This is a genomic window from Candidatus Nitrohelix vancouverensis (assembly GCA_015698305.1).
GTDB lineage: Bacteria > Nitrospinota > Nitrospinia > Nitrospinales > VA-1 > Nitrohelix > Nitrohelix vancouverensis.
Genome location: CP048620.1, coordinates 212,734 through 230,485, shown reverse-complemented (window position 1 = coordinate 230,485; position 17,752 = coordinate 212,734). Strand labels below are relative to the sequence as shown.

17 protein-coding genes are annotated in these 17,752 nt (G+C 47.4%); 13 read left to right on the top strand and 4 right to left on the bottom strand.

The window, feature by feature from the left end; genetic code table 11:
* The 9 genes from neuB to G3M78_01090 all read left to right on the top strand — a co-directional run bounded on the left by neuB (position 1) and on the right by G3M78_01090 (position 8,104).
* Positions 1–1,077, top strand: coding sequence for an N-acetylneuraminate synthase (neuB, locus tag G3M78_01130; GenBank protein QPJ64080.1), 1,077 nt, complete (start codon positions 1–3; stop codon positions 1,075–1,077).
* Complete coding sequence (locus G3M78_01125; GenBank protein QPJ64079.1) at positions 1,074–1,706, top strand: acetyltransferase; 633 nt, start codon at positions 1,074–1,076, stop codon at positions 1,704–1,706. The genes neuB and G3M78_01125 overlap by 4 nt, the downstream gene beginning before the upstream one ends.
* Positions 1,707–1,813: 107 nt before the next feature.
* The gene (locus G3M78_01120; GenBank protein QPJ64078.1) at positions 1,814–2,725 is read left to right on the top strand and encodes a Gfo/Idh/MocA family oxidoreductase; all 912 of its coding nucleotides are present in this window, start codon (positions 1,814–1,816) and stop codon (positions 2,723–2,725) included.
* The gene (locus tag G3M78_01115; GenBank protein ID QPJ64077.1) at positions 2,722–3,444 is read left to right on the top strand and encodes an acylneuraminate cytidylyltransferase family protein; all 723 of its coding nucleotides are present in this window, start codon (positions 2,722–2,724) and stop codon (positions 3,442–3,444) included. The genes G3M78_01120 and G3M78_01115 overlap by 4 nt, the downstream gene beginning before the upstream one ends.
* A gap of 97 nt (positions 3,445–3,541) precedes the next feature.
* The gene (locus G3M78_01110) at positions 3,542–4,264 is read left to right on the top strand and encodes an acylneuraminate cytidylyltransferase family protein (protein ID QPJ64076.1); all 723 of its coding nucleotides are present in this window, start codon (positions 3,542–3,544) and stop codon (positions 4,262–4,264) included.
* A gap of 44 nt (positions 4,265–4,308) precedes the next feature.
* Positions 4,309–5,013, top strand: coding sequence for an SDR family NAD(P)-dependent oxidoreductase (locus G3M78_01105; GenBank protein ID QPJ64075.1), 705 nt, complete (start codon positions 4,309–4,311; stop codon positions 5,011–5,013).
* On the top strand, positions 5,006–5,929 hold the full coding sequence (locus G3M78_01100) for a Gfo/Idh/MocA family oxidoreductase (GenBank protein ID QPJ64074.1): 924 nt from the start codon (positions 5,006–5,008) through the stop codon (positions 5,927–5,929). The genes G3M78_01105 and G3M78_01100 overlap by 8 nt, the downstream gene beginning before the upstream one ends.
* Positions 5,926–6,753, top strand: a complete 828-nt coding sequence (locus G3M78_01095; GenBank protein QPJ64073.1) for an SDR family oxidoreductase — start codon at positions 5,926–5,928, stop codon at positions 6,751–6,753. The genes G3M78_01100 and G3M78_01095 overlap by 4 nt, the downstream gene beginning before the upstream one ends.
* Positions 6,754–6,784: 31 nt before the next feature.
* Positions 6,785–8,104 (top strand): N-acetyl sugar amidotransferase, encoded by a 1,320-nt coding sequence (locus G3M78_01090; GenBank protein ID QPJ64072.1) that lies wholly within the window; start codon positions 6,785–6,787, stop codon positions 8,102–8,104.
* Between the two features lie 105 nt (positions 8,105–8,209).
* Here G3M78_01090 and G3M78_01085 read toward each other — a convergent pair whose 3' ends face one another.
* Both G3M78_01085 and G3M78_01080 read right to left on the bottom strand, forming a co-directional pair.
* Positions 8,210–9,277, bottom strand: coding sequence for a hypothetical protein (locus tag G3M78_01085; GenBank protein QPJ64071.1), 1,068 nt, complete (start codon positions 9,275–9,277; stop codon positions 8,210–8,212).
* 2 nt (positions 9,278–9,279) lie between these two features.
* The gene (locus G3M78_01080) at positions 9,280–10,683 is read right to left on the bottom strand and encodes an MBOAT family protein (protein ID QPJ64070.1); all 1,404 of its coding nucleotides are present in this window, start codon (positions 10,681–10,683) and stop codon (positions 9,280–9,282) included.
* Between the two features lie 468 nt (positions 10,684–11,151).
* Between G3M78_01080 and hisF the strand changes: the two genes are divergently transcribed.
* The 4 genes from hisF to pseB all read left to right on the top strand — a co-directional run bounded on the left by hisF (position 11,152) and on the right by pseB (position 15,678).
* Entirely contained in the window at positions 11,152–11,925 is a 774-nt protein-coding gene (hisF, locus tag G3M78_01075) for an imidazole glycerol phosphate synthase subunit HisF (protein ID QPJ64069.1), read from the top strand.
* Positions 11,922–12,560 (top strand): imidazole glycerol phosphate synthase subunit HisH, encoded by a 639-nt coding sequence (gene hisH, locus G3M78_01070; protein QPJ64068.1) that lies wholly within the window; start codon positions 11,922–11,924, stop codon positions 12,558–12,560. The genes hisF and hisH overlap by 4 nt, the downstream gene beginning before the upstream one ends.
* A 62-nt stretch (positions 12,561–12,622) precedes the next feature.
* Positions 12,623–14,656 (top strand): hypothetical protein, encoded by a 2,034-nt coding sequence (locus G3M78_01065; GenBank protein QPJ64067.1) that lies wholly within the window; start codon positions 12,623–12,625, stop codon positions 14,654–14,656.
* A 38-nt stretch (positions 14,657–14,694) separates the two neighbouring features.
* Positions 14,695–15,678: a UDP-N-acetylglucosamine 4,6-dehydratase (inverting) gene (gene pseB, locus G3M78_01060; protein ID QPJ64066.1), complete on the top strand. Its 984-nt coding sequence runs from the start codon at positions 14,695–14,697 to the stop codon at positions 15,676–15,678.
* A 101-nt stretch (positions 15,679–15,779) separates the two neighbouring features.
* On the opposite strand, the gene G3M78_01055 is transcribed toward pseB, so the two are convergent.
* Together G3M78_01055 and cysC are read right to left on the bottom strand one after the other, a co-directional pair.
* Positions 15,780–16,748 carry a hypothetical protein gene (locus G3M78_01055; protein QPJ64065.1) on the bottom strand — a complete coding sequence of 323 codons (969 nt, stop codon included), beginning with the start codon at positions 16,746–16,748 and terminating at the stop codon, positions 15,780–15,782.
* A gap of 142 nt (positions 16,749–16,890) precedes the next feature.
* Complete coding sequence (cysC, locus tag G3M78_01050) at positions 16,891–17,541, bottom strand: adenylyl-sulfate kinase (protein QPJ64064.1); 651 nt, start codon at positions 17,539–17,541, stop codon at positions 16,891–16,893.
* Between the last annotated feature and the right edge of the window lie 211 nt (positions 17,542–17,752).

Sequence of the window (17,752 nt, the reverse complement as noted above, 5' to 3'; positions counted from 1 at the left end):
ATGAAATCCACCTATATCATTGCGGAAGCGGGCGTCAATCACAACGGCGAGAGAGATCTTGCCTTTGCGCTGGTGGATGCCGCGGCGAAAGCAGGCGCTGACGCGGTCAAGTTTCAAACTTTTCGCGCTCATGAGATAGTCAGTCGGCATTCTCCGAAGGCGTCCTATCAAATTAAGGAAACTGGCAGTGAGGAGACTCAGCTGGAAATGCTTCAGCGATTGGAGCTGAGCCCGGAGATGCACCGCGAACTGGCGAAGCGCTGTCAGAAACAAAACATTCAATTTTTATCGACCCCTTTCGATTTAGAGAGTTTGCGGTTTTTGGCGGAGGACTTGAAGACGCCGCGCATCAAACTTCCCTCAGGGGAGATCACCAATGCGCCGTTATTGTTGGGGGCGGCGCGCACTGGGAAAGCGGCGATTCTGTCGACGGGCATGGCGACCTTGGGAGAGATCGAAATGGCGTTGGGGACGCTTGCCTTCGGATACCTCAATACCGCTGAAACTCCCTCTCGGGAGGCTTTTGAGGGCGCGATCTGGGCGGATGAGGGTCAGAGATTATTGAGGGAGAAAGTCACCTTGCTACATTGCACGACCGAATATCCGGCTCCGGTAGAGAGCGTGAATTTGCGCGCGATGCAAACGATGAAGCAGGCTTTTGGTCTGGATGTGGGTTATTCGGATCACACGGCAGGAATAGCCGTTGCGACGGCGGCAGTCGCTTTGGGCGCAACCTTGATAGAGAAACATTTCACGCTGGATTGCTCTTTGCCCGGCCCGGATCATCGCGCTTCATTGGAGCCGGAAACATTTAAGTCGATGGCGAGTTCTATCCGAGACGTCGAAGCGGCGCTTGGCGAAGGACGCAAGCTACCTGTTTTTGCTGAAAGGGAAAACAGAAAAATCGTTCGCAGGAGTTTGATTGCATCCCGCCGCATTGATTGTGGTGATGCGTTTGATGAAACGAATATTGCGATCAAGCGTCCCGGCGGGGGCGTTTCTCCGATGCGCTATTGGGACGTCCTGGGGAGAAAATCCAACCGAGTCTACGAAGCGGGTGAGTTGATAGAGTTATGAGATCGTTACCCGTCATCATACTTGGCGCCGGAGGGCATGCGCGTGTTCTTGCCGATGCATTGAAGGTCATGGGGCTTTCGATCAAGGGAGTGACGGATGCGGTTCCCGTCAAGGGATTGCCGGGCGTTCCTCTGCTTGGAGACGATTCGATTCTGGATTCTATTTCTCCTGATGATATTGTGTTGGTCAATGGTCTGGGTTCGATCGCGCGTCCGGCTTTGCGGCGCCGTTTATTTGAAAAGTTCAAGGCCAGGGGCTTCACGTTTCAAGACGTGGTACATCCTTCGGCGATGATCGCAGAAGACGTCAGGCTGGGCGAAGGTGTTCAGGTGATGGCGGGTGCGGTGATTCAGACCGGAAGCGTAATTTCAGATAATGCGATTATCAATACAGGAGCGCTTGTGGACCACGATTGCGAGATTGGCGCACATACGCATTTGGCGCCAGGAGTTACATTGTCGGGCCGCGTGACGATTGGCGAGGAAAGTCATGTCGGCGTCGCCGCCAGCGTGATTCAGTCCATTCGTATCGGAAGTCGCGCTTTGATCGGGGCAGGTTCGGTGGTCGTTAGAAACGTCCCGGAGTCCGCTCTTGTATATGGAAACCCTGCCAAGGAAATCGATTCGTGAAACAGGCCATCCCGCTGTTTTTCAGTATTTTTATTTTTAAATGTTGAGATTGCTTTTCAAATGAAATCAAAGTGCGTTAGGGCTGATTCACTATGCAAGGTGAGCGAATGAAAGCGCTCATCATTGGGTACGGGTCCATTGGTTCGCGTCACGCGGATATATTGAGAGACATGGGGCTTGAAGTGTCAATCGTTTCTTCGCGAAAGGAAACGTTCTTGGGCTGTTATCCCAATACACGGGAAGCTCTTGATGCGACTTCGCCTGATTATGTGGTGATTGCTAACAAGACTCACGAACATCATTCATCCTTACAGGAGCTGGCCACGCTTGGGTTTCGCGGCACGGTTCTTATAGAAAAACCGTTATTTCATGAAGTGAACGCGGCGCCGGTCAATGAGTTCTCGGCTGTTCACGTGGGTTATAATTTACGTTTTCATCCCTTGATTCTACGACTGAAGGAGATATTGGCGGGTCAGCAGTTGGTATCCGCTCAGATTTATGCTGGACAATACTTGCCATTGTGGAGACCGGAAAGGGATTATCGCCAGACCTATTCGTCGCGGCGAGAGAACGGCGGCGGCGTTCTGAGGGATTTGAGTCATGAACTGGATTATGTGAATTGGCTATTTGGAGGCTGGAAATCCTTGACCGCATTGGGTGGGCGTTACAGTTCCATCGAAATCGAAAGCGATGATGCATTTTCAATATTGATGGCGACGGAGAGATGTCCGATGGTGCAGATCCATTTGAACTACCTGGATCGGGCTTCGAGAAGAGAATTGTTGATCAATCTGGATCAGGCGACGGTCAAAATAGATTTGGTGAAGGGAACGGGCCAGATCAACAGTGATGAGTTTCAGTACGACGTGCCGAGAAACAGCACCTTTCGGAAGTTGCATCAGGCGGTTCTGGATCGGGATGAAGATAAATTATGTTCGCTCGAAGAAGGGATGGAGATCATTAAGATGATTGACGCCATTGAGCTATCGGCGCAAAAGCAAACCTGGATCATTAAATGAAACGCTTGTGCTCGATTTGCGTTCGCGGAGGCTCGAAAGGACTCAAAAACAAAAATATGCGCGAACTGGGCGGACTTCCACTTTTTGCCCACAGCATCAAGCAGGCGCAACAATCGAAATTGTTTGATTGTATCGTCGTCAGTAGCGATTCGGAGGCGATTCTCAGGGCGGCGACGGTGTATGGCGCAGATTATGCTATTATTCGGCCTGAAAATCTGGCGACAGATAACGCGCCGAAATTACCGGCAATTCAGCATGCATTGCTGGCATCGGAAAAACTTGCGAATGCTCGGTTTGATGTGGTGGTCGACCTCGATGCAACCTCGCCTTTGCGGGTTCCGCTGGACATCGAGAATATGGTTCAAATTCTGGAAGAGGAAAATGTTTCCAACGTCATATCGGGATGCCCTGCGCGTCGCTCCCCTTATTTTAATCTGGTTGAGCTGGGAGAGGATGGTTTTGTGAGGCTTTCCAAGCCTCTCAAAAACTCCGTGACACGTCGGCAGGATTCTCCAAAATGCTACGATATGAATGCTTCTATTTATGTTTGGCAAAGGGAAGCGCTGCTGAAAAATGATTCCATTTTTAACCGGGATACACGTTTGTATGTGATGCCGGAGGAACGGTCAATGGATATCGACTCCGCGCTTGATTTTGAATTTGTTGAGTTTTTGTACAAGAGAGATAATTCGGCGGAAATTAAAAATGGAGACGTTTAGCGGCTTTGCCACAGACGCTCTGAAGAATACATTGGAGAAGGGGCAAATTTGCAGAGTTTTTTTAGCTTCGTTCTCGGGCTGAGGATAAGGAATCTAGATGATTAATGGAAGCAGGGTGGTCGCCGTGATTCCCGCACGTATGGGAAGCAAAACGGTTCCCGGAAAAAATATAAAATCACTGGCCGGCAAACCGCTCATTGCATGGTCCATCGAGACGAGCCTGCGTTGCGAGGAGGTGGATCGCACAATTGTATCCACCGACGGCGACGCGATCGCGGAAGTCGGGCACGAATATGGCGCCGAAATTTTTAAAAGGCCCGACCATCTGGCTTCGGATTCCGCCTTGATCATCGACAGCCTGCGGGATTTGTGCAGACAACTGCGCGAGGAGGGGGAGACTGCAAAGTACATGGTGTTGTTGGAAGCGACATCCCCATTTCGTCGTCCACGCGATATTCGCGCTTGTCTCGACGCGTTGGAGTCGGGCAAATATGATTCTGTCGCCACGTTTGTGGAGGCTTCTTTGAATCCACACAGGGCCTGGGCGATCAAGGATGGGACGGCAGAGCCTTTTATCGAAGGCGCCGTGCCCTGGTTGCCTCGCCAGGAACTTCCTTCGGCATGGCAACTCAATGGCGGCGTGTATGCGTTTTCGATAGACGTCCTGCCTGTGGATGGCGTGAGCTTGTTGTTTGGAAAAAGCGGGGCGGTTGAGATGCCGATCAAGCGTTCTATCGACCTCGATAATGAGATTGATTTTCTCATAGCTGAAGCGGTTCTAAAGATGAACTCAATCGCGAAAGATTCCCTGGATCAATGAAGTCGAATAACATTCTCATAACTGGAGCTAGTAGCGGGGTTGGATTGTTTTTGGCAAAACGTCTAAGCGCTCAGTACAAAGTGATCGCCGTTGCCAGGAGAATCGATAAACTGCGTAGCGAGTTCAAAGATTTTCCAAATGTTAGACCGTATTTTCTGGACTTGAACGATGTGAACCGAATCGGAGGAGCGCTGGAAGAAATCATTCGCGTGGAAGGCGATATATTTTACGTGATCAATAATGCTGGCGTGATGCAACCCGGCTCGATTGAAGCGCTGAAAATGGAGCAGATGCTCCAATCCATTCATGTGAATGGTCTCGCCCCGATGATGGTGTTGAAAACGCTTTTGCCTGCGATGAAAAAACAAAATTTTGGCAGGATTATTAATATTACCTCCGGCGCGCCCTTGAACTGTTCGCCTGAGTATGGGGCTTATAGCGCCTCGAAGAGTATCTTGAATTCGCTTACAATCACGCTGGGCAAGGAGCTGGTCTCGTCCAATATCAAAGTCAATTTGATGAGTCCGGGGCCTGTTCAATCGGAAATGGCTCCCAACGCGACGCTACAACCCTCTATCTGTTTTCCCACGGTGGATTACTTGCTCTCGCTACCAGAGGACGGGCCGACGGGACAATTTTTCTGGTTGGGTTACGAGGTCCCCTTGTTTCCTGACCTGGAAGGGGTGGATTGGTTAGGCGGCGTCGGCAATGAGAAGCTGAGGAAAATTCAGGATATTAAGGATGATTAATCTGGGAGTCTTGGGGATGAGCCCCGGCAACGGGCATCCGTATTCTTTTTCTGCCATCATCAACGGTTATAATGGCGCGGCGATGGATGCGGCGGGATGGGGCGGTATTCATGATTACTTGCGACGCCGCAAGTCTGAAGAGTTTGGCATTGAAGGCGTTCGAGTGTCCCATGTGTGGACTCAGGATTATGATGAAAGCGCGCGGCTTTCAAGGGCGTCGAACGTGGCAACTGTGTGCAGGAATCTGGATGAGATGGTCGACGCTGTGGACGGCGCGCTGATCGCTCGCGATGATTATATGTTGCATCGCGAATTGGCTGAACCGTTCCTGAAGAGAGGGAAGTTTGTATTTGTTGACAAGCCCTTGTCTTTGAATGTCGACGATATGATTTACTTTTCTCCTTATCTTGAAAATGCTCAGTTGATGTCTTGTTCCGGGATGCGTTTCGCCAGGGAGCTGGACGAAATCAGAAATGATTGGGCGAGTTTTGGAAAGGTCAAGTTGATACGGGCGACGGTTTTGAACGACTGGAGGAAATACGGCGTTCACATGATAGACGCGTTGCTTGGTTTAACATCCTTGCGACCGATCAATGTTTCCATGGCGCCGGTGCAGGGCTTTGAGTCTCGGCTGATTCAATTGGATAACGGGTCTATATTCCAGGTCGATAATTTGGGCGAAACCTGCAAAACATTTAGGTTTGATATTTTTGGAGCGACGAAAAACGGTTCTTTTGACTTGCATGATAATTTTTCTGCATTCAAACGATTGCTGGAGGGTTTTGTTCAGCAAATCAGAACGGGAACGAATACGGTGCCGATGCAGGACACAAATGATTCCATGAGGTTGTTGATTGCGGGCATTCGAGCGCAGGAGGAAAAGCGAACCGTCTTGTTGGAGGAAATTAAAATATGAGCGCTGGAAAAATGAAGGCGGCTTTTGATTTAACGGGAAAGACTGCGGTGGTGACGGGCGGAGCGGGAATCCTGGGGAAAGAATTTTGCCGGGGATTGGCGGAGTTTGGAGCGCAGGTGGCGATTGTGGACGTCAATGCCGAAGGCGTTGAAGCGACGGCGGAAATTTTGCGCAAGGATTATTCCTGCAAGTGCCTTCCGGTCGTTGCCGATTTAACGGATCCCGATTCCATTCGATCCATGGTCGATGGGGTGATTGGCGAGTTTGGTTCTATTGATATACTGCATAACAACGCGGCCTGGAAATCGGATGATCTGGACGGTTTTTACGCTCCCTTTGAGGAATACGACTACAAGATATGGCGTCAGGTGATGGCGGTCAATATTGACGCGATGTTTCTGGTTGCCCAGGCTGTGGGCAAGGAAATGTTGAAGAATGAAAACGGCGGAAGCGTGATACAGACCAGCTCAATTTACGGAGTGATGGGGCCGGATCAACGAATCTACGAAGGTTCCGAGTACATGGGGCGGCAAATCAGTTCACCCGCTTGTTACAGCGTTTCGAAAGCGGCCGTTCTGGGCCTGACGCAATATTTGGCGGCTTATTGGGGCGATAAAGGGATTCGCGTCAACTCGATCAGTCCGGGCGGAGTGGAGAGTGGTCAGAATGAAACCTTCAAATCCCGTTACGGCGCCCGGATACCGATGGGCCGCATGGCAAGATCCAACGAGATGGTGGGGGCCTTGATATTTCTTGCTTCAGACGCTTCGAGTTATATTACCGGGGAGAATATTATGATTGATGGCGGACTGAGCGCATGGTAATTATTTCTAATTTGAAAATGAGGATTCTTTGATGGAGATCATTAAAAAGCCGCAACCGGTCGATTTTTCTGAATTTGCACCGGACAATAGCAATCCCCGTACGATGTGGGGATTGCCGCAGGAAATCAAGTATTGCAAGAAATGCGGCTACATCAATCAGAAACCGAATTCGGCGCAGGAATACAAACACACCCGCGATATAAAAAAAGAGACGCTTCCTTTCAATGAGGAAGGCGTTTGTATCGCCTGCGTTCACAATGCGAGTAAACACCAGTCCATCAATTGGGATGAGCGCGAAAAAATGTTGTGGGAAGTGTGCGATCGTTACCGAAGCAAAGATGGAAGTTACGATTGTTTGGTTCCCGGGTCGGGAGGTAAGGATAGTTTTTACACAGCCTATGAATTGAAATACAAGTTCGGGATGCATCCGTTGACGGTGACCTGGGCGCCCCACATTTATACCGATTGGGGCTGGGACAATCTGCGCGCGTGGATTCATTCCGGTTTTGACAATTATTTGTTCAATCCGAATGGAAAGGTGCATCGTTTGCTCACCCGCCTGGCGACGGAAAATTTGTTTCATCCATTTCAGCCATTCATTCTGGGGCAGTTCTACTTCCCTGTCAAAATGGCGATGAAATTCAATATCCAGTTGTTGTTCTATGGAGAGAATGCGGCGGAGTACGGAAATTCATTGGATGAAAACAGCACGGCATTGAAAAGCTGGAAGTACCTTTCCACAGAAGATCCGTCTCAAGTGTATTTAGGAGGCGTATCGATCAGCGATTTGAAAAAGGATTTTGGTATGACATCGGGAGATATTGCCCCTTACATGCCGCCGAATCTGGACGAGTTGCTGGAGAAAAAAATCGAAGTGCATCATTTGGGCTATTATTTGAAGTGGCACCCCCAGTCGAATTATTATTTTGCGGTGGAGAACAGCGGTTTCAAGGCCGCTCCCGAGCGCACTCCGGGGACCTATAGCAAGTACGCGGGAATCGACGATAAGATTGACGATTTCAATTTCTATACCCTGCATGTCAAGTTTGGTATTGGTCGCGCCACCTATGACGCCAGTCAGGAAGTTCGTATGGGCGATATCGAAAGGGACGAGGCCATTGCTTTGATTCGTCGTTACGATGGTGAGTACCCGGAAAGATTCGCCGAAGAGATTTTTGAGTATCTGAGTTTGCCTGAAAAAGATTTTCCAATTCCCTCTAAAATGTTTGAATCGCCTTTGGTGGATCGCGCTTATTTTGAAGCGTTGACGAATCAGTTCCGGTCGCCTCACCTCTGGAAATATGAGGATGGCCAATGGCGATTGCGTTTGTCTATTTGGGAACAGAAATAGCTCATCCTTTTGGTAGAACCGGGCTTTTAGAATCGAAGCGACAAAACTTTCCTCAGAATTATTTTCGATTGCAACGCACCCTCATTTTGGGCGCGCCGGGGTTGCTCACTCCTTAAGACCGTCCTGCTTGAAAAAATTATAAAGATGTCTGGCGATTTCACGGGCGGCGGGAAGCGTGAAATGGTCGAAATCGTTGTCCCAGTAGGCGATGGACGGGAGTAGCTCCGGGTTGGAGTTGTAGATATCTTTGAGTTTGATTATTTTCGTAACCCCTGCGTTTATTAAAACAGATTCAAGCTGGTCGGAGTAACTGTCTGGATAAACGATATCCTGGTAGCCGCTGGTTGCGATCACGTTTATCATTCGAATGTGATGATCGTTGCAAATTTGAGTCATCTCCCTGAAATACTCCAGATTCCTTTCGAAGATACTATCCACTTGCAGTTGTTGTATCGTTTCGTTTTCAGTTGATTGAAAGCGGAAATTCTTTTTGTCCACGAAAAAATTTTTAAACGAATGGCGAATCGGAAACAACCGGTCCGGATTGATGAGAGTCGTGGCCAGCGAGGTCAGCATTGGAAAGCGAACCATCATCTTTCGTTTGAACGACAAGTTATTCTTCTCTGCTCTCATTTGCACATCCTGCAGATCGCGTGGAAATTCAAAGTCGCCTTCTTTAATCCAGTTGACAAAATAGCGTATTTTTATTTTGGGATCGCCCTGAGTTTTTTTCACGAAATCTTTTAATGTGAGTAAATTGTGGGGGATCGCTTTGCCAGGGATTCCTGCGTTTATGAACTCGTACTTATGATTGAATAAATTTTGCAGTAGTTGTGGGACCGTCTCTTCATCATTGAGATTGGAGCCAAAGAGGGTTGAGTCGCCGCTGAATAAAATAAGGTCTTTGTCTTCGGTGAGTTCGGGACTTCTCAGGCCCAGCGAATTGCTGGAAAAGTGAATATGTTTTGCGCCTCTGTGAATATTGAAACGGTATGACACTCCGTTGTAGTTTGGCGTCAGGTACATATTACTGTAAAGCGGAACGTCGACGTCTCGAATTCCCTTGGGCAAGGGGTCCAGCCAGGAAACGACAAAGCGGTTAAAACTGAAAAGGATTAACGGCGTGATCAAAATGATTCCAAGAATCCAGAGAGTGAATTTTTTTTCGTTCATAATCAGAACCTAAAATATAAAAATTCAGAAGTCTGGCTGATATTGATGTAGGAAATGGAAAACAGTGCGAAAAATATCAATAGCATTTTTGGAGTGTAAGAAAAGTTTTCATAAAAAGAATTTGAGTTCTTTGTCAACGTCACTGTGTAGAAAATTGAAAGAAGAAGGACTCCATAAACTGCGACGCCGATTTCCGGGAAATATTCAAAATGAGAGAAATCGATTCCATTGAATCCAAACATCGCTTTCAGAACTTTCATAGCGTCTGGCCATGAGGTGGCTCGAAAAAATACCCAGGAGATATTGATGAAGTTGAAGGTGATAAACCAGGCGAGAAAACCGGGAAGAGGGGAGTTCAGCTTTTTCCACATCCGGTGAACGACCATCGCCGCTCCATGGAGCAGTCCCCAAAAAACAAACATCCATTCCTGTCCGTGCCACAAGCCGACAAGAAAAAAAGTGATGAGCAGGTTACGCAGGGTGATTGGCGCGCTGTGTCGGTTGCCTCCCAGAGGTATGTAAACATAATCTTTGAAAAATCGGCCCAGCGTCATATGCCATCGTCGCCAAAAGTCGGCGATATCCAACGCCTTATAGGGTGAATTGAAATTGATGGGCAGACGGATGTTGAATAACAGCGCCGCGCCCAGCGCCATGTCTGTGTATCCGCTAAAATCAAAGTAAAGCTGGAATGTGTAGGAGAGCGAAGTCGCCCAGCCTTCGAGGAAGGTCAGGGTGGAGGATTGATCGAATCCCGGCGTCGCCCAGGTCGCAAAGGTGTCTGCAATCACCACTTTTTTAAACAAGCCTAAAACGAAGACAAAAATTCCGGTCGCAATATTCTTATAGTGAGGCCCTCTGTTTTCGAGAGCGGCGAACTGCGGCATCATTTCTTTGTGGTGAACGATGGGTCCAGCAATGAGCTGAGGGAAGAAAGTGACAAACAGGCAATAATCGAGAAAATTTCCCGTGATCGTTTCATTTCGGTAGCAGTCCACAAGGAAAGCGATTTGTTGAAATGTGAAAAAACTGATCGCTAAAGGGAGCAACAGATTCAACTCAGCAAATCGGGTTTGGAATATCAGATTCCCGGTCTGAAGGAAAAAATCGGCGTATTTGAAGTATCCGAGCAGAGTGAGATTCCCTGAAATCCCAATGATGAGAGATAGCTTGCGAAAGAGTTTGTCGCTTGAACTTGATAAGTAAACACTGACGCCAAAGTTGAATAATACCGAAAAAAGTAAAAGTGGGAGATAGGCGATATTCCACCAGCTATAGAAAAATAAAGATGCAAAAACCAGCGTGCATTTCGCGGCGGGAAAGTTGATTCGGCCTGCAAAATAAAAATATGCGAAAAATGTCAGAGGAAGGAAAGCGAATATATATTCGAATGAATTAAATAACATGGCGGAAGATTGTTGCTGATTTTTAGATCGGCGTAGAGCAAGGATCGCTTCCTTGTTACTTTAATACAACAGGCGGAGACGGTTTCGTTCGCGAGAAGGCGGTTCCAGTTTTTTTTTATAGAATCCACGTCAACCGTATTCAGCAGATAGGTACGCGAACAAGGGCAAATTATATCAAACTCAAGGTCATTGGAGCAGGAATAAAAAGGATGAAAGGCGAGTTGAAGCAAACGCTCATTGCTTGTCGTCGTAAAATCAACAAGGCTGACTTGAAAACTGGAAGCCTCAGGATGTTTTTAATTGATCCTCCCCTTGCATGTATGTAAAAATCGATTGTCGCTTCTACTGTAGGGTGCGCCTTCCTGGAAAAGCGTACCGATGCGTGGTCATGCGATATACACTTAATTCTAATCGTACAGGCTTTTTTTAGGCTGAAGGCCTGTATCCGCCTAGATTGATTCCTTTTTGATGGCAGATCTCAGATTAATAGCCCGCCTTGACATCAAAGGTTCCCATTTGATCAAGGGCGTTCAGTTGGAAGGGGTGCGTAAAATCGGCGACCCCAATGTGTTTGCAAAAAAATATTACGATAGTGGTATTGATGAAATTTTATACACGGACAATGTCGCCAGTTTGTACGGCCGGAACAGTTTGTTTGATATCATTCGGCAAGCCACTCGGGATATATTTGTGCCGATGACGGTCGGGGGTGGGTTGCGGAATTTGCAGGATGTTGAAACGGCCCTGCGCTCTGGAGCAGATAAGGTAGCGATCAATACCGCGGCTATTCAAGAGCCGGGATTGATTGCCGAAGCCTCAAGAAAGTTTGGTTCTCAGTGCATCGTTTTGTCGATTCAGGCAAAGATGAACGCCGGGGATTCCTGGGAGGCTTATTGCGAAAACGGTCGCGAGCATACTGGACTGGATGCGGTTCAGTGGGCGGTGAAGGGCGTCGAACTGGGGGCGGGTGAAATTCTTTTGACCTCGGTGGACCGGGAAGGGACTTGTAAAGGATTCGACGTTGATCTGGTCAAGGCGGTCTCCCGCGCCGTCTCGGTTCCTGTGATTGCGAGCGGAGGAATGGGGCGTCTGGAGGATTTGCGGGATGTGGTTTGTGGGGGTGGAGCCGATGCGGTTGCGATGGCTCATGTTTTACATTATGGCAAATTGTCGGTTTCGGATGTTCGATGCTATGCGTCAAAGCAGGGCCTTGGCGTAAGATCGGTTGTGAACCGGATATGAAGCGAGTTTCCGTCATTGATTTTGGCTTGGGGAATTTGTTGAGCGTTTGCCGCGCCTTTGAGAAATTCGACGCGGAGGTTGAACTGGTCGATCACCCTCGGCAAATCCTCGACGCTGACAGGCTGGTTCTTCCGGGCGTGGGGGCCTTTGGCGAGGGTATGGACGGCTTGATTCGTAAAGAGTTGGTCGAGCCAATTCTGGAATATGCTAACAAAGATCGCCCTTTTCTTGGGATTTGCCTGGGGATGCAATTGATGCTGGATTTCAGTAGTGAGTTCGAACGCCGTGAAGGTCTGGGTTTGATCCCCGGCGCCGTAGTTGCGATCCCAAAATTAAATTCCGATGGTCAAGTTGCGAAAATCCCTCATATTGGTTGGAGTTCTTTGCGCTTACCTCAATTGTCTCCCGATTGGACTCAAACGGTTTTATGCGACAATGAACCGGGAGATGATATGTATTTTGTTCATTCATATCAGGCGATTCCTCAGTTCGAAGCGAACCGACTGGCCGACATTGATTATAACGGGGAGAGGATTTCTGCGGCGATCTTCAAGGGAAACCTTGTTGGCTGTCAGTTTCACCCGGAAAAAAGCGGCCCCGTCGGCTTGAGAATCATTCGCGCTTTTCTAAAGTAATTTTATTCCTCTTATTTTAATAAATCCCGTCCCGAAATTGGTTTAATCCTAACGCGCGGGTTTTGAAAGACGTTATCTTGATCACCTCTGAACAATCACAAAACACGCGCTTCACGCTGGTTTTGACTCAAGAGTTGAAGATATCGTCTTTGTGGCCTCTTGTGTGCTTGCGTGTTTCAAAGGGACCTTTAAAGATTCGTTATCTGAGTAGTTCCTCTCTGGGGTTGAAGAGCGCGCGTCTTCTCGCTCGCGTTGGCGTGTTTGCGGAACCCCCGGCGAAGATGACCGATGTTAATTTTGTAGACTCTCCTTATGGAAAGCAGTGGGAGATTTTATTCCTTGTCTCGCAAGCCTGCCGGAAGCAATGGGGGCTTATCCAGCGGAAAGTGAAAAAGATTTTCCCGATGGTCGATCGTTACCGACAAGAGGCGCTGACTTCTAACGTTACGAAAGCATGGACGCTGTGGCTGGCAAAGCTCATGTATCTCAGAAAAGCGGCTGAAATCCATGTTGTGGAAGAAGGTGTTCCAAAGGAAATGATTGTCATTCTGTCTCCCTACGCTTCCTTGGTTGAAATGGTTGATGTCGCTGGTTGTCCTGGTCTGGATGTTCCGCTTTACGAACAGCAGGCTTTCAATAAATCGACTATGTATATATGGGGGGCGCTTTTTTTGAGTTTGAAGCGCTTGTTTCAGGAGACGCTATTTTGTTTGCTGGGCGGTGAGATGAAAAGGCGAGAGTCTCCCGGCTGTATAGCGACTGGCGCGGCGTGGGATATCAAAGGCATGACGGCGATGATGTTGGATGATCTGTTCTGGTGGAGAAACAGTTCGGTTCCCCCCGAACGAGTCGTCTATCTTTATGACCGCGCTGATATTCAACCCACGCGGGAACGATATCAAGTTACCTCTGAACTCGGTATTTCGTCCCGAGCGATGAATGCTGAATATTTGGGCGACCATCCTGAAATTATGATGCAACCAAGAGGGCAATGGCCGTTGTCGGCGTATTTTCGAAATGTTTGTTTTGCAATCAAGATGTTATTGCGTTCTCTATGCACAGAAAAGATTTCGCAATCCATCTATTCGATTCTCAGCGCGCAAGAGATCATGTCTTTCGAGGCCGCTCAGTATTTGAAGGAGTTGAACGTCAAAGCCGTCTTTCATCACCAGGAAGTCGGGATCGACTTTCTTTCTTTGGCGGCGAATAGAATAGACGCGATCCGGCTTGGAATACACTGGTCGAGCGTTAATGGAGTGTGCGATTTATCGCCGGCTCATGAAGTCTTTTTCATCTGGGGCGATCATGACGCGCAGATTTATCTGGATTCGCAAGCGGCGTCCCCAAATTTATTGCTTTCGGGATGTTTTATCAACGATCACTCAAATTTGGAGGCTCGAGAAAAGGCGTCAAGCGCGGCTATTGAAATGAAGAAGAATGGCGTAAAATGTATTCTGGCTTTATTCGATACGTCAACGCCGACGCCGGAATTTTACAAATTTTTTCTGAATTGGGTTAAAGAGGATTCCTCCATAGGTTTGTTGATTAAAAGTAAAGGAGGGAGAATCTTTACGCGAGCTAAAGCGCAAAATCTGGATGATCTCCTGCAGGAGGCTCAAGTCACTGGGCGCGTTCATATGATCGATGGAACGGCGTCCCCAGGAGATGCGGCGCATTCGGCGGATTTTTCAATTGGCTTGGGTTCGTATTCGGCGGTGGTTACGGCGGCGTTGAAAGGAGCGAGGATCATTTACCTGGATTACGAACGATTGGAACAGGGACCGTTACAGGCATACACAACCTTGCATTCCCTTGGCCCGGGTCGGTGCATTTTTGGAGATCACGCTTCGTTGAAGGCCGCAATCGAAGCGTTCATGGAGGAGCCGGAAGCTCACCCTGAGCTTGGCGACGCATCGCCGGTTATAGAGCGGTTTGATCCTTATCGTGATGGAATGGCCAGCCAACGGGTCGGTTCCTATCTTCAATGGTACCTTGAGGCAAGAGACGAGGGTATGAATAAAGAAGCGGCTATAAAGGAGGCGAATGTTAAATATGCGGATAGGTGGGGTCAGAGTAGGGTGGTTCGAGGACTTTAACCTTGCTTCCTTTCAATTGACATCGAGGCGAACGGCTTATGGCATCTAATTTTTCAGATAAAACCATTTTGGTCACAGGTGGAAGCGGTTCTTTGGGCCATGAGCTTACAGAGTACCTTCAAAGCAATTTTCCTCCCCAAAAGTTGATTATTTTCAGCCGGGATGAAATGAAACAGTTTGATATGGCTAAACTATTTTCTCAGAAAAATGTTCAGTTTATTTTGGGAGATGTTCGCGATAAAGACAGTTTGAAGCGCGCCTGCGCTAATGTGGATTACATCATCCATGCGGCGGCGATCAAGCACGTGAGTTCGGCGGAGTACAATCCATTCGAAGCTGTAAAGACCAATATTCTGGGAGCACAGAATGTGATTGATTGTGCCGTGGAAGCGGGAGTCCAGAAAGTGGTGGCTCTGAGCACGGATAAGGCGGTCAACCCGGTCAATTTGTATGGGGCGACGAAACTGTGCGCCGACAAGATTTTTCTGGCTGGGAACGCCTACTCTGAAGGGAAAACCCAGTTCAGTATTGTGCGCTATGGCAATGTGGTTGGAAGCCGGGGTAGCGTGGTTCCCATTTTCCTTGAGAAACGAAAAACGGGAACCTTGCCGGTCACAGATGAGCGGATGACGCGATTCTGGATTTCTCTTCGTCAAAGCGTTCAATTTATATTGAGGTCTATGGATCGAATGTTGGGCGGCGAAGTCTTTGTTCCCAAACTGCCGAGTATGAGGGTGGTGGATCTTGCGAAAGCGATTGCCCCTGAATGTCGGCTGGAAGTCGTTGGAATCCGTCCTGGGGAGAAACTACATGAAACCTTGATAAGCGAATTTGATTCCCGCCACACATATGAATACGATGATTTTTTTGTGATTCTTCCGGATTATGAATGGTATCAGTTGAACGAGTGGCAATTGAAGGGAGGGAAGGTTGTGGAAAACTTTTCGTATTCAAGCGTTGAAAATTCTCATTGGCTGGACTCGGAAGCGATTTCAAAAATTTTGGAGACGTTGCCTGTTTGATTGTTTGATGCTCAGGGGCGAATATCGTCTGGCCTTTCGTTCTGGCCCGGACAGATTCAGATTGGTTCAGATTAAATTTTGTGGATATGATCATTCAAGAGCTAATAATAACCGTATTTTCCCAGGTCGATATCCAGCAATTTTGACAATTCCATATTGTCCTTGCCATACTCCATTTTTATCTTTTTCAGTTGAGAAGCTTTCAATTTAATTTTTATATTTCCTCCAAACAATTCCCCTCCTTTTTGACTTAATCTAATAGTGGCATTTTTGTAAAAACTGTAGATAAATTTTTGTTTGGCCCTAGCCAGATAGGATGGGTTCGCTTCATATAAATCCCTCTTGAAAGCATAATCAGACTCGCCTTCGTCGTATCTCACAAGATGGTTCGACATTCTTTTTAAAAACATTCCAAATCGAGTCATCGATGGATTTACTTTTTCGGGGTTGACGGCGAGAGGCTGAGTTTCAAGAAACCCCGTTATCTTATCGGTGAATCGTTGCGGAGCATCATTTAACTCTTCATAGAGGCAGACTAAAACACGATCTTTGCCAAAGAGTTCGTGTAACAGGGCAACGGACGGCAACCAATTGATTTCGTGTTTATATAGATAAGGGTTGTGAAAAAAAGACTCGAGAAAATCATCGAAGGCCAATAACCCGCCGCTTTTAAGGTAATGAGAATAATGGCCCGTCAACCAGGTGGACTGGTTTCTGATGCAGGTAATTACTTTAACCTCTCCGAAAAAATTGCGAATCCGTTCAATAATTACTTTACGGTCAAACCGTCGTCGGTACATGAATAGTAAGGGACCAAAATTCAGGCCATTAATAGCATGAGCCTGCTCACTGAGTAAATTGGCGCCTATCACATTAAATGCCTTTTCAAAACGCGCGGAGTTGTATTCCAGACCATCCTGTAAAATAAATTTCATGAGCAACAAACGTTCTAATTCTAAATTTTCATTGGCATGCACGCAGTGAATTTCAGGGTGAATATCATAAATATTAGTATTTATAAAAGAAGTTCCGCATTTGTGAAAGCCAACTTGTAGAAAATCTATTTTCATTGAGGACGATGTTCACTTTTCTTTAAGGATGGGCAGGAATCAAAATTTGCACCTAAGAATATCTTAAGTTCGAAGAATCTTTCAATAACCTATTATTGCAAAAGCAAATTATTAGAGGGGTTTGCGGCGTTTAATTGCCGCGCTAAATAGTATTTTTATGGCGAGGGATTTTATTTGATTCAAGAAATACATTTCCCGTCTCCAAAAGTCGTAGCGTTTTATGCGTACAAACTTCCAGAGAATCATGGTTGGTTTCCAATATCAGGTCGGGGTTGACTGGAGGTTCATAGGGGGCTGAAATTCCGGTAAAATTTTTGATAAGGCCAGCCCGCGCTTTTTTGTAAATGCCTTTGGAATCTCTTTCTTCACACTTTTCGATTGGACACTTGCAGTAAATTTCGAAAAATTGATCTTCCTGAACCAGACGCCTTACCTTTTCACGGTCGTCCTGGTAGGGTGAAATGCAGGCGGTCAAGGTGATCATGCCGGAAGATACGAACAACTTTGCGACTTCGCCAACTCGGCGTATATTTTCCTTTCGGTCTTTCCGGGAAAATCCAAGATCCGAATTAATCCCGTAGCGAACGTTGTCCCCGTCTAGCACAATGGACTTGCAGCCCTGTTGGAACAAAATTTGGTCAATCTTGTTGGCTAGGGTGGATTTTCCTGAGTTGGAAAAACCGGTGAACCAGACTATAACGCCTCTGTGACCATTCGCTTGTTCTCTTTCTTCAGGGTTTACAGAACGGCGGTGGTTTGTTAAATGGGCGGTGGTTTGAGTAGGCTTTGCCATTTGTGGCGATACGGAAGATCGTTAATGTAAAATTTCAGCTTAAAATAATAGCATATATAAATGTGTATAGTAAAGCTACCCTGTATTTGCGGGCAAAATTTAGGAGTTGGGTTAGTTGGCTTTGTTTGGGGATCTGTTGTGGAATGTATTGCGTTCAGCGTGTCTTCTATAATACGCGTTTCTTGACTTCGCGCAGGAGTAATGGTATAGG